This is a genomic window from Sporosarcina sp. GTC18466, assembly GCF_055389225.1.
In genome coordinates this window covers 1,919,170-1,931,079 of record NZ_AP044037.1, presented here as the reverse complement: position 1 = coordinate 1,931,079, position 11,910 = coordinate 1,919,170, and the positions used below count along the sequence as shown (strand labels likewise).

At 55.1% G+C, this 11,910-nt stretch carries 12 protein-coding genes; 11 read left to right on the top strand and 1 reads right to left on the bottom strand.

Annotated elements, in window-relative coordinates; all coding sequences use genetic code 11:
• Positions 1–23: 23 nt before the first annotated feature.
• Entirely contained in the window at positions 24–566 is a 543-nt protein-coding gene (hpt, locus tag ACZ5FK_RS09365; RefSeq protein ID WP_464804651.1) for a hypoxanthine phosphoribosyltransferase, read from the top strand.
• Positions 567–696: 130 nt separating this feature from the next.
• A complete protein-coding gene (gene ftsH, locus ACZ5FK_RS09360) occupies positions 697–2,688 on the top strand; it encodes an ATP-dependent zinc metalloprotease FtsH (RefSeq protein WP_464804650.1) in 1,992 nt (663 codons plus the stop codon).
• A gap of 711 nt (positions 2,689–3,399) precedes the next feature.
• Here ftsH and ACZ5FK_RS09355 read toward each other — a convergent pair.
• Positions 3,400–3,738, bottom strand: coding sequence for a hypothetical protein (locus ACZ5FK_RS09355; protein ID WP_464804649.1), 339 nt, complete (start codon positions 3,736–3,738; stop codon positions 3,400–3,402).
• A 106-nt stretch (positions 3,739–3,844) separates the two neighbouring features.
• On the opposite strand from ACZ5FK_RS09355, the gene ACZ5FK_RS09350 reads away from it, so the two are divergent.
• From ACZ5FK_RS09350 to folK, 9 genes are all read left to right on the top strand, one after another.
• Positions 3,845–4,609 (top strand): type III pantothenate kinase, encoded by a 765-nt coding sequence (locus ACZ5FK_RS09350; RefSeq protein ID WP_464804648.1) that lies wholly within the window; start codon positions 3,845–3,847, stop codon positions 4,607–4,609.
• A gap of 16 nt (positions 4,610–4,625) precedes the next feature.
• A complete protein-coding gene (hslO, locus tag ACZ5FK_RS09345; protein ID WP_464804647.1) occupies positions 4,626–5,513 on the top strand; it encodes an Hsp33 family molecular chaperone HslO in 888 nt (295 codons plus the stop codon).
• On the top strand, positions 5,491–6,420 hold the full coding sequence (locus ACZ5FK_RS09340; protein WP_464804646.1) for a peptidyl-prolyl cis-trans isomerase: 930 nt from the start codon (positions 5,491–5,493) through the stop codon (positions 6,418–6,420). The genes hslO and ACZ5FK_RS09340 overlap by 23 nt, the downstream gene beginning before the upstream one ends.
• 179 nt (positions 6,421–6,599) lie before the next feature.
• Positions 6,600–7,529: a cysteine synthase A gene (gene cysK / locus ACZ5FK_RS09335; protein ID WP_464804645.1), complete on the top strand. Its 930-nt coding sequence runs from the start codon at positions 6,600–6,602 to the stop codon at positions 7,527–7,529.
• 272 nt (positions 7,530–7,801) lie between these two features.
• Positions 7,802–9,214: an anthranilate synthase component I family protein gene (locus ACZ5FK_RS09330; RefSeq protein WP_464804644.1), complete on the top strand. Its 1,413-nt coding sequence runs from the start codon at positions 7,802–7,804 to the stop codon at positions 9,212–9,214.
• Positions 9,211–10,056, top strand: coding sequence for an aminodeoxychorismate lyase (pabC, locus tag ACZ5FK_RS09325; RefSeq protein ID WP_464804643.1), 846 nt, complete (start codon positions 9,211–9,213; stop codon positions 10,054–10,056). Before ACZ5FK_RS09330 ends, pabC begins: the two co-directional genes overlap by 4 nt.
• Before the next feature lie 5 nt (positions 10,057–10,061).
• Entirely contained in the window at positions 10,062–10,922 is an 861-nt protein-coding gene (folP, locus tag ACZ5FK_RS09320; RefSeq protein ID WP_464804642.1) for a dihydropteroate synthase, read from the top strand.
• On the top strand, positions 10,922–11,290 hold the full coding sequence (folB, locus tag ACZ5FK_RS09315; protein ID WP_464804641.1) for a dihydroneopterin aldolase: 369 nt from the start codon (positions 10,922–10,924) through the stop codon (positions 11,288–11,290). The genes folP and folB overlap by 1 nt, the downstream gene beginning before the upstream one ends.
• Before the next feature lie 53 nt (positions 11,291–11,343).
• Positions 11,344–11,802, top strand: coding sequence for a 2-amino-4-hydroxy-6-hydroxymethyldihydropteridine diphosphokinase (gene folK / locus ACZ5FK_RS09310; protein WP_464807411.1), 459 nt, complete (start codon positions 11,344–11,346; stop codon positions 11,800–11,802).
• Positions 11,803–11,910: the final 108 nt, after the last annotated feature.

The following is an 11,910-nucleotide window of genomic DNA, read 5'->3' as shown; positions in this document are numbered from 1 at the left end:
TTGTAGAAAGAGGAGGACTTTCGATGCTACAGAAAGATATCGAAGAAATACTGATCACAGAAGAACAGCTCCAGGAGAAAATCGCTGAACTCGGGAAGGATTTGACGGAGGAATATAAGGACAAATTCCCTCTCGCCATCGGAGTCCTCAAAGGCGCATTGCCTTTCATGAGCGATTTGATCAAACGGATCGATGCATACATAGAGATCGATTTCATGGATGTATCCAGTTACGGAAATGCCACGGTTTCTTCCGGTGAAGTGAAAATCGTCAAGGACTTGAACACTAGCGTCGAAGGCCGCGATGTCCTGATCATCGAGGATATCATCGACAGCGGGAAAACACTCAACTATCTTGTGGACCTTTTCAAATACCGCAAAGCGAAGTCCATTAAGATCGTCACATTGCTCGACAAGCCGACTGGGCGAAAAGTGGACCTGCACGCCGATCATGTCGGATTCATCGTACCGGATGCATTTGTCGTCGGATACGGACTGGACTATGCAGAAAAATACCGGAATCTCCCGTATATCGGAGTCCTGAAAAAGGAAATCTATTCATTCTGAGAGCTTTCCGATAAGTCCTCTCGAAGGACAGCGGAGAGCTTTTTTCCATAAGTCGTTTTCATTGTAGATGGGTTCCTATCTGTGTTAAGATTTACAATAGTTTTCTGTTGAAGAAATGAGGAGGCTTGGGATGAATCGAATACTTCGATACTTTCTATTATACGGTTTGATTTTCCTCGCGATCATGGGGATTTTCAGTTCGTTAAATAATCCGAATCCTAAGATGGAAGAGATTCGAACCGACGAATTTTATAGTCACTTGGAAAAAGGCGACATTAAGTCGATGACCCTCCAGCCTGTGAACGGCGTCCTGAATGTCGAAGGTGTCATTAACGGCTACGAGGAAGGCAAGAAATTCACGACTAACATTCTGTACAGCGACCAGACGGTGATGGAACAGATCGTCGCAGAAGGCCGGGCGAGCAATCCTGAGTTGGTCGTCAAACAGGCTCCTGAAACGAGCGCATGGGTATCCTTCTTCACAGGTCTCGTGCCGTTCATCATCATCATCATCCTGTTCTTCTTCTTGCTGAACCAGGCGCAGGGCGGCGGTGGCGGCCGCGTCATGAATTTCGGCAAGAGCAAGGCGAAGCTTCATACGGATGAGCGCAAGAAAGTCCGCTTCTCGGACGTCGCTGGTGCGGATGAAGAGAAGGCGGAGCTGGAGGAAGTCGTTGATTTCCTGAAAGACGCACGCAAGTTCTCCGAGCTCGGTGCGCGTATTCCGAAAGGCATCTTGCTTGTCGGCCCTCCGGGAACAGGTAAGACGCTCCTCGCGCGTGCAGTCGCGGGAGAAGCCGGCGTGCCATTCTTCTCGATTTCGGGTTCCGACTTCGTTGAGATGTTCGTCGGTGTCGGGGCATCCCGTGTCCGTGACTTGTTTGAGAACGCAAAGAAGAACGCGCCATGTATCATCTTCATCGATGAGATTGACGCGGTCGGCCGTCAGCGGGGCGCAGGCCTTGGCGGCGGACATGACGAGCGTGAACAGACATTGAACCAGTTGCTCGTTGAGATGGATGGTTTTGACGGCAATGAAGGCATCATCATCGTAGCTGCAACGAACCGTCCGGACATCCTGGACCCGGCACTTCTCCGTCCTGGCCGTTTCGACCGCCAGATCACAGTTGGCCGTCCGGATGTCAAAGGCCGTGAAGCTGTCCTTAAAGTGCATGCGCGCAACAAGCCGCTTGACGATTCCGTCAACATGAAGGCTCTCGCGCAGCGGACGCCAGGCTTCTCGGGCGCAGACCTTGAGAACTTGCTGAACGAGGCGGCACTTGTCGCAGCTCGCCGCAAGAAAGCGAAAATCGACATGGCGGACATCGACGAGGCGACAGACCGCGTCATTGCGGGTCCTGCCAAAACGAGCCGCGTCATCTCCGAGAAGGAGAAGAACATCGTGGCCTTCCACGAGGCGGGTCACGTGGTCGTCGGCCTCATGCTGGATGATGCAGAGATTGTCCACAAAGTGACAATCGTTCCGCGCGGCCAGGCAGGCGGCTATGCCGTCATGCTGCCAAAAGAAGACCGGTACTTCATGACGAAGCCGGAGCTTCTTGACAAGATCGCCGGATTGCTCGGTGGACGTGTTTCGGAAGAGATCGTCCTTGGCGAAGTCTCGACCGGTGCGCACAATGACTTCCAGCGTGCGACAGGCATCGCCCGCTCGATGGTCACCGAGTACGGCATGAGCGACAAACTCGGTCCAATGCAGTTCGGCCAGTCGCAAGGAGGTCAGGTCTTCCTAGGCCGCGACTTCAACTCCGAACAGAATTACTCCGAATCGATCGCCTACGAGATCGACCAGGAAATGCAGCGGATCATTAAAGAGCAATACGAACGCACCAGACAGATCTTGACGGAGAACCGTGGACTGCTTGACCTGATCGCGACGACACTCCTTGAAGTGGAAACACTCGACGCCGAGCAGATCAACCACTTGAAAGACCACGGCACATTGCCGGAACGCCCGTACGAGACAAACGGCAGCGCATCCGACTCCCCGGATGTCAATCCGGATACGACAGGTGCACCGTACGATCCATCCGTCGCGGACCTTCCGAAAGAAGAAGCACCAGAGCGACCGCTCCCTTCCATCGACGAGGAGCGCAGAGATTGATCATACAGAATGCAGACAACGCCATATGAGCGTTGTCTGTTTTATTTGTTTCTACAGAATTGGCTGATCTGAGAGAGTAAAGGAGTGGCTGGGAGATGAAGCAACGGGCGATGTAAGCAATCAAGCGGCGAAACGAAGCAACGCGGCCGTTGAAGTGAGCAATGAGCAGGCAGTAGTAAGCAACGCGGCTGCCGAAGTAAGCAATCCGCCGCCAAACGAAGCAACCTGGCCGTAAAAGTAAGCAAAGCAGGCAGCCTGGAGCAGCGCGCGGCCAAGTAAGCAATCAGGCGGCGAAAGGAAGCAACGCAGCCGGTTAAGTGAGCAATGTACAGGCAGTAGTAAGCAAAGAGGCTGCCAAAGTAAGCAATCAGCGGCCAAACGAAGCAACCTGACCGTAAAAGTAAGCAAAGCCGGCAGCCTGAAGCAGCGCGCGGCCAAGTAAGCAATCAGGCGGCGAAAATAAGCAACGCGGCTGGTAGAGTGAGCAATGAGAGGGCCTAAGTAAGCAACGAGGCTGCACAAGTAAGCAATCCGCCGCCAAACGAAGCAACCGGGCCGTAAAAGTAAGCAAAGCCGGCAGCCTGGAGCAACGGGGCGGGCGAAGTAAGCAACAAGGCCGCCGAAGTAAGCAATCCGCCGCCAAACGAAGCAACCGGGCCGTAAAAGTAAGCAAAGCCGGCAGCCCGAAGCAGCGCGCGGCCAAGTGAGCAATCAGGCGGCGAAACGAAGCAACGCGGCCGGTGAAGTGAGCAATGAGCAGGCGAAAGTAAGCAAAGAGGCTGCCAAAGTAAGCAATCCGCCGCCAAACGAAGCAACCTGGCCGTAAAAGTAAGCAACGCCGGCAGCCTGGAGCAACGAGGCGGGCGAAGTAAGCAATAAGGCGGTGAAATGAAGCAACGCGGCCGTTGAAGTGAGCAATGAGCAGGCGAAAGTAAGCAACGAGGCTGCGGAAATAAGCAATCGGCCGCCAAACGAAGCAACCGGGCCGTAAAAGTAAGCAACGCCGGCAGCCTGTAATGAGGCAGAACGAAACATGCAATAGACCGGCATCTCCCTCCACCCGCCAGTCCGGCCGACTCTGTACGAATCAGTGTGTGTCCACGCGGGAGGTATGGTATGATGTTTTGGAAAACTCGATGTTAGTGAGGAAATGACTATGATTTTAGTGCTTGATACAGGCAATACGAATATTGTGCTTGGCGTTTACGAAGAGGGCCGGCTGCTGCATCATTGGCGCATGGAGACGTACCGCCATAAAACCGAGGACGAGTATGCAATGTCGGTGAAGTCGCTGTTTTCCCATGTGGGTCTAGAGTTCAGCGATATTTCAGGTATCATCATCTCATCCGTGGTGCCGCCGGTCATGTTCCCGCTGGAGCAGATGTGCCGGAAGTATTTCGGCATGCGGCCGCTCATTGTGGGACCTGGCGTAAAGACGGGGCTGAATATTAAATATGAGAATCCGCGCGAAGTGGGGGCGGACCGGATTGTGAATGCAGTCGCCGCAATCCATGAATATGGATCCCCGCTGATCATTGTAGATTTCGGCACGGCGACGACGTTCTGTTATGTGAATGAACGCAGTGAATATATGGGCGGCGCCATTGCACCGGGCATGGGGATTTCCATGGAAGCGCTGTTCGACCGCGCGTCCAAGTTGCCGCGGGTGGAGCTGGTGCGTCCGGAGCATGTGATCGGGAAAAATACGGTGGCTGCCATGCAGGCGGGCATCATTTATGGATACGTGGGACAAGTGGAAGGTATTGTGGGCAGGATGAAGGCGCAGAGTAAGGTGGAGCCAACCGTCATTGCGACGGGGGGATTGGCGGATCTGATTGCGAGCGAGACGGATGTGATTGATGTCGTCGACAGCTTTTTGACGCTGAAAGGCCTGCATTTGATTTATGAACGAAACGTATGAGAAGGAGTTGCGAGAGATGAGTGATTATTTGATCCGTGCGCTGGCGTTTGACGGAACGATCCGCGCATATGCGGTGCGCACGACTGAAACGGCAGGAGAAGCGCAGCGGCGTCATTATACGTGGCCGACTGCGACAGCTGCGCTTGGCCGTACGATGACAGCTGCGGTCATGATGGGAGCCATGCTGAAGGGCGAGGAGAAGCTGACCGTCAAGATCGAGGGGAATGGCCCGATCGGCCCGATTGTCGCTGACGCCAATGCCAAAGGGGAAGTACGCGGTTATGCGACTCACCCGCAGACGCATTTTGATTTGAATGAAAAAGGGAAACTCGACGTCCGTCGTGCAGTCGGAACGGAAGGCATGCTGACGGTCGTGAAGGATATCGGCTTGCGCGATTATTTCACTGGCCAGGTGCCGCTTGTATCCGGAGAAATCGCCGAGGATTTCACGAATTACTTCGCGGTGTCAGAGCAGGTTCCGTCGGCTGTCGGTCTTGGCGTGCTCGTGAATCCGGACAATACCGTGAAGGCGGCAGGCGGATTCATCATCCAGGTGATGCCGGGTGCGACCGAAGAGACGATCACAGAGCTGGAGAAACGGATTTCGACGGTGGAACCGATTTCGAAGCTGATCGCCCGCGGGCTGACGCCGGAAGAGATTCTTGCTGAAGTGCTTGGCGCCGGCAATGTCGAAGTGATCGATAAGATGCCGGTCAGTTTCACCTGCACTTGTTCGCGGGAACGCTTCGGCAATGCCATCGTCGGACTGGGCGAAAAGGAAATCCGCGATATGATTGAGGAAGACGGCGGCGCAGAAGCGGAGTGTCATTTCTGCCTGGAGAAGTACCAGTATTCGAAAGAGGATCTGGAAGGTTTCATCGATGAGATACGGAACCGATCGTAACAGCCAACAGGAGCAGGGCAGGCAGCGGCGCAGGCTGAAGACAAAGCCGCTGCTTGTGCTGATCGCCATTTTGGCCTTCACGAATATCTTGTGGTTCATCGGCTGGCTGATGCCTGATAAGAAACCGATCGCCGACCTGGAAGAGGTGGCGTCTGTCGACGGCAAGCCGATCACTCGCGAGGAATGGCTGGATGCGATGGAGAAGCGGGTCGGACGGGATGTCCTTCTCGACCTCGTCAACGACAGGGTGATGGAAGCAGCCGCGAAGAAATACGGTATTGAGGCGACGGATGCGGAAGTTGATCTGGAACTGGCTCTGCTGACGTCAGTGGATGGCACGTCACACTCTGGTCTTGATGCGGAATCAACCCGGCAGAAAATCCGATCGACTCTTTTTCTAGAGAAGGTGCTGACGAATGATGTCGTCATTTCTGACCAGGCCGCGGAAGCCTACTATGAAGAAAACGCAGCGCTCTTCAACGTCCTGACGGCTTACCGCACCGCAGCCATCTATCTTCCTACCAAAAAAGAAGCAGAAGAGACAGTGAAGGAACTGTCGAAGGGCTCCGATTTCGGTGCACTGGCCAAAGAACGTTCGACGGACCTGTCGTCGGCGAGTCTCGGGGGCGATCTGGGCTATCTGAACGAAGCCTCTGAAACAGCGGACCGGGCGATCATTGAGGCGATCCCTGGTTTGAAGAAAGGGGCGGGTGAAAAAGTGGTCCATCTGTCCGATGGTACATATGCAGCGATCCGGGTCAGCGAAATTATCGATGGCCGTTCCTTCTCATATGAGCAAGTGAAGGATCATATCAAGCGGGAAATCGCGCTTGAGCAATTATCCCAATCTGTCACGCCTGAAGCATTTTGGAAGGAATTCAATGCGAAATGGTTTTATGGCGAATGAATAAAGGTCCCGTCTGCGTGAGTTGCAGGCGGGTTTTTCGCATGGGCAGGAGTACAAAGACGTTTTCGGGGAACACCACTTACAGGAACTAGCATGAATCGTTTGACAAGGGGAACCTTGTGCGGGTAGAATTAATACTATAAAACATATTAACTTAGTTGGTATTAGGAGGATGAACGATGAGCAGAGTCGGAAATTCAGTAGCAGACCTAGTCGGCCGGACGCCTCTTGTCCGGTTGAATAAATTGGCAGATCCGGAAGGCGCGGAGATTTATCTGAAACTGGAATATTTCAATCCGGGTTCCAGCGTCAAAGACCGGATTGCGCTTGCGATGATTGAAGCGGCGGAGAAGAAGGGCGATTTGAAAGAAGGCAGTACCATCATTGAACCGACAAGCGGCAACACGGGAATCGGCCTTGCTATGATCGCTGCCGCGAAAGGCTATAAATCCGTCCTTGTCATGCCTGATACGATGAGCCTCGAACGCCGGAACCTTCTTCGTGCATACGGGGCGGATCTTGTGCTGACGCCGGGTGCGGAGGGCATGAAAGGCGCCATCGCGAAATCGGAGGAACTTGCTGAGAAAAACGGCTGGTTCATGCCGCAGCAGTTCAACAACGAAGCAAACCCGGAAGTGCATCGCCTGACGACGGGACCTGAAATCGCCGATGCGCTTGACCGCGTGGATGCATTCATTTCAGGTGTCGGCACGGGAGGTACGATCACAGGTGTCGGTGAAGTGTTGAAAGAAAAATTCCCTGAGGTCCGGATCATTGCTGTTGAGCCGACGGATTCGCCGGTCCTTTCGGGCGGACAGCCGGGACCTCATAAGATTCAAGGTATCGGAGCGGGCTTCGTTCCGGAAGTGCTGGATACGAAAATTTACGATGAGATCATCCAGGTGACGAACGATGAGGCGTATGAAACAGCGAGACGCGCAGCCCGTGAAGAGGGAATCCTCGGTGGCGTCTCCTCAGGTGCCGCCATCTATGCCGCCATCCAGGTCGCGAAGAAGCTCGGTAAAGGCAAGAAAGTCGTCGCCATCCTGCCGTCGAACGGCGAACGCTACCTAAGCACGCCTTTGTACAATTTTGAAGAGAATGAATGAAGAGGAGAGGGCTGCCGGAGCAGTCCTCTCTTTTTTGCGGAGCGGGCGGTGTGATCTATCACCGCTTCGAGAGAGTTTATCACCGTTCAGGCAGGCTTTATCACCGCTCGGCAGCCGTTTATCACCGTTCAGGCAGGCTTTATCACCGCTCGGCAGCTGTTTATCACCATTCAGCCACACATTATCACCCCGCCCCTGTATTTGACACTGGCATGCAGGCGCTCTCGCGCGGTAAGATGGGGGTAATACTGGAGTCGAAGGAGATTGGGAGAATGGGGCGGCAATGCAAGTTTGTGAAGGCCAGGATGACGAAGGATGAGTTTTTTTATGCATACCAAGAGCTTGCGTGCGGAGCGGATCGGCATATTCTGCTGGAAAGCGGGCGTGACGGCAGGCTTTGCATCGCGGGGATCAACCCGCTGCTTACCATGCAGGCACCTGTAGGCGGGCCGCTAGAAATCATATACGCGGATGGCCGCTCGGAGACTGCCAAAGGAGAGCCTCTTCAGGAGGTCGTCCGGCTGACCGAGCAGATGGATGTCGAACTGGCAGAAGGGCTCCCTGCCTTTCAGGGAGGTGCGCTCGGATTCATCAGCTATGATTATATGAGACGGTACGAGCCGGTCCAGGCCCTTGCGGCAGACGATCTCGAGACGCCGGATCTTCACTTTTATTTGTTTGAAGAGTGGGCAGTGCTTGATGTGGCGGAGGAGACGGCGTTCTTCATGGCGCTGCCTGGGTCGGATAAAAATCCGGCACATATGCGCGGCAGCTGGGAGCGTGCGAGCTGCAGCGGACTTGCGAGCCGCAGGTTTGATTCCGCGGAGCGGGCAGTGGTCGTGCAGCCGGAAGAAGAAGTTGCCGTTTCGGTAACCGGTCCGGAGTTCGAGGAGATGGTGCGAGCGGTCCAGCGGTATATCCGAAGGGGCGACGTCGAACAGGTGAATTTATCGGTGCGCCAGTCGGCTCCGCTGCGTGCCGAGCCGCTCCGGATGTACGAGGCGCTGCGGGCGGTCAATCCTTCTCCGTATATGGCTATGATCGGGGCGCCGGATTTCTCGGTCGTATCAGGGTCGCCGGAATTGCTCTTGAAAAAACGTGGAGACTCGATCAGCACCCGGCCGATCGGCGGCACGCGCCTGCGTGGCAAAGATCAGGCGGAGGACCGGCTGCTTGAGGATGAATTGCTGGCTAGCCAGAAGGATCGCGAGGAACATGACATGCTGGTGGAAGTCGAGCTGGATGATTTCCGGAAAATCTGCCGGGAGGGTACGGTCGACACGGACGAATACCGTGTGATCGAAAAGTATTCACATGTGATGCATCTCGTTTCAAATATCACAGGTGATGTCCTGCCGGAGCTGACGACGGCGGATGTCATCCGGGGCGTGTTTCCGGGAGGGTCGATCACGGGCGGACCGAAACTGCGCACGATGGAATTGATCGAGCAGCTGGAGCCGGTGCGCCGGGGACTTTACACCGGATCCATCGGATGGATTGGCTGCACGGGGGACTTGGAGCTGAACGTAGTGATCCGCACAGCGTATATGACGCGCGGAACTGTCCATATCCAGGCGGGTGCCGGACTGACAGCGGACTCGGTGCCGCGCCTGGAGTATGAGGAATCCCTGAATAAGGCGAATGCCCTCTGGCAAGCAAAACAACTTGCGGAGCGGCCGGTTTGATCTGCTGGATGGACGGTGAATTCCTGGAAGCAGATGAGTTGCGGATTTCACCGTTCGACCACGGATTCCTGTATGGCCTTGGCTTTTTCGAGACATTCAGGACGTACAGCGGCCATGTTTTCCTGTTCGATGACCATATGAAGCGGCTGCACGCTGCTCTTGCCGAGTACCGGATCGCCATGCCATATACAAACGCGGAGATTAAACAGACCGTCCGGGAACTGGACCGGCTGGCAGGCGGCGCAGATGGCTATTTCCGCTTGAACGTATCAGCAGGGGTCCATCCGGTCGGGCTTGCACCGCGCTCATACGAGGTGCCACATGTAATGCTGCTGCGAAAAGAGCTCCCGCATGCACAGCAAAAGCAGGCCAAAAGGGCGGTCTGGCTGGATACCCTGCGGAACACGCCCGAATCAGCGGTCCGCCGCAAATCGCATCAATTTGCGAATAATGTCCTCGGCCGGCAGGAAATCGGCAGTCTGGCTGAACAGGAAGGGCTCTTTCTGACCGCTGACGGGTTCGTCGCTGAAGGTGTGACATCCAATGTATTTTGGATTAAAGACGGACACCTGTACACGCCAGCGGCAGGCACTGGCATCCTTCGGGGCACTATGCGGAATTTCATCCTACGAATAGCGAAGGAGCTGGGGATGCCCGTATCGGAAGGGTTTTACCGTAAACGGGACGCAGAAGCGGCGGACGAACTGTTTGTCACGAATGCTGTGCAGGAAATTGTACCGATCGGTGAACTCGCGGGAAGGCGGCTTCCGGGTATGGACGGCATCTATACAAAACAGCTGCAACGAAGACTGAACGATGCGATTGAAGACTTGAAGGAGTGACAGCAATGGAATTACAACATGCGTTTTCTACATATCGCTTTGGCGGGACGGAATTTGATTTCCGCAGGGAGACGGTCGTCATGGGCATCTTGAATGTGACGCCTGACTCCTTCTCGGACGGCGGACGGTTCGGAAAGCGGGATGCGGCACTCCGTCATGCGGAAGAGATGCTGGCGGACGGAGCAAAAATCATCGACATTGGCGGGGAATCGACACGGCCTGGCCATGCCCCGGTCTCTCTGGAAGAGGAGCTTGAGCGGACGGTGCCGATCATTGAAGCGATTGCGGCGGAACTCGGCTGCGCCATCTCCATCGATACGTACAAGGCGAAAGTGGCGGAAGAGGCGCTTAAGGGGGGTGCTCATATCGTCAATGACGTATGGGGGGCGAAGCGGGAACCTGCCATAGCTGATGTAGCAGCGCGTTTCAATGCACCGATCATCCTGATGCATAACAGAGAGCGGGCAGTCTATGAGAATGATTTCATGGACGACATGCTCGCGGACTTGCGCGGAAGCATTGAGATTGCGAGTGAAGCGGGAGTAAAGGACGGCAACATCTGGCTTGATCCAGGCATCGGCTTTGCGAAGGATACGAGGCAGAACGTCCTTGCCATGCAGGGACTGCAGCGGATTTCTGACATGGGCTATCCGGTGCTTCTCGGCACATCACGCAAGTCGATGATCGGCAATATCCTTGATCTTCCTGTCGGCGAACGCCTGGAAGGGACCGGTGCGACGGTTTGCTACGGAATCGATCACGGCTGCCATATCATGCGGGTGCACGATGTAAAGGAAGTCGTGCGGATGACACGGATGATGGATGTTTTGTCCAATAAAACAGCGATTGCGGGAGGGGTGCTCTGATGGATTATATCCATTTGCATGACATGGAATTCTACGGATACCACGGTGCGCTTGCTGAGGAGACCGTACTCGGGCAGCGGTTTCGGGCGACGGTCTCCCTTGCCGTTGACTTGGCGGAAGCGGGCCGGACGGATGAACTGGACCGGACGGTGAACTATGCGGAAGTGTATGCGCTGTGCAAGTCTGTTGTGGAAGGTAAGCCGTATCAATTGATCGAAGCGGTGGCGGAAGAGATCGCCCGGCGGATCCTGGATGAATTCCCGCAGAAAGTGACGGGCACAAGGGTGGTGCTCGTGAAGCCTGACCCGCCTATCCCTGGCCATTACACAGCTGTTTCCGTTGATATCACAAGGGGGCGCTTCGAGTGAATACCGCCTACCTATCCATCGGTTCCAACATCGGCGGCAGGCTTCATCACCTGATGGAGGCGGTGCGTCTCCTTGAAAGGCAAGAAGGGATTAAGGTGGCTGGTCTTTCTTCCGTGTATGAAACAGCACCTGTCGGCTACACCGACCAAGCGGATTTCCTGAATCTTGTCGTCAAGGTGGAGACGCGCCTGTCCGCTCAGGATCTGCTTGCCGCTTGTCAGAGGATCGAGAACGAACTTGGCCGGGTCCGGCTCATCCGGTGGGGCCCGCGAACGGTGGACCTTGACATTTTGCTGTATAATAACGACAATATTGAATCGGAGAACCTGCTCGTGCCACACCCGCGGATGCACGAACGGGCATTTGTCCTGATCCCTCTGCTGGAAGTGGCGCCTACTGCCGCACAGCCTGGGACGGATAAACTGTATAAGGAAGAGCCTGCAGCCCGGGGCGGCGGGGTGGAGATGTGGATGCACGCCGGTGAATTGCGGGATGTCTGGCGTCAGCCGTAGAAGTCCTTCCTGTTTCATCAAGCAATAAAATGACGGAGCGGAACAGGGCTTCCCATGTGCAAACGCATCTGGCGCCAGGTCTATGCCGCAGAAATTCATGCAGGAAAG

What these genes read in the sequence shown, in the direction of transcription:
- ACZ5FK_RS09330 (WP_464804644.1), top strand. Translation starts at nt 7,802, where the DNA reads ATGGGGCGGCAATGCAAGTTTGTGAAGGCCAGGATGACGAAGGATGAG.
- folB (WP_464804641.1), top strand. Translation starts at nt 10,922, where the DNA reads ATGGATTATATCCATTTGCATGACATGGAATTCTACGGATACCACGGT.
- folK (WP_464807411.1), top strand. Translation starts at nt 11,344, where the DNA reads ATGGAGGCGGTGCGTCTCCTTGAAAGGCAAGAAGGGATTAAGGTGGCT.
- ftsH (WP_464804650.1), top strand. Translation starts at nt 697, where the DNA reads ATGAATCGAATACTTCGATACTTTCTATTATACGGTTTGATTTTCCTC.
- hpt (WP_464804651.1), top strand. Translation starts at nt 24, where the DNA reads ATGCTACAGAAAGATATCGAAGAAATACTGATCACAGAAGAACAGCTC.
- cysK (WP_464804645.1), top strand. Translation starts at nt 6,600, where the DNA reads ATGAGCAGAGTCGGAAATTCAGTAGCAGACCTAGTCGGCCGGACGCCT.
- ACZ5FK_RS09350 (WP_464804648.1), top strand. Translation starts at nt 3,845, where the DNA reads ATGATTTTAGTGCTTGATACAGGCAATACGAATATTGTGCTTGGCGTT.
- folP (WP_464804642.1), top strand. Translation starts at nt 10,062, where the DNA reads ATGGAATTACAACATGCGTTTTCTACATATCGCTTTGGCGGGACGGAA.
- ACZ5FK_RS09355 (WP_464804649.1), bottom strand. Translation starts at nt 3,738, where the DNA reads ATGCCGGTCTATTGCATGTTTCGTTCTGCCTCATTACAGGCTGCCGGC.
- ACZ5FK_RS09340 (WP_464804646.1), top strand. Translation starts at nt 5,491, where the DNA reads ATGAGATACGGAACCGATCGTAACAGCCAACAGGAGCAGGGCAGGCAG.
- hslO (WP_464804647.1), top strand. Translation starts at nt 4,626, where the DNA reads ATGAGTGATTATTTGATCCGTGCGCTGGCGTTTGACGGAACGATCCGC.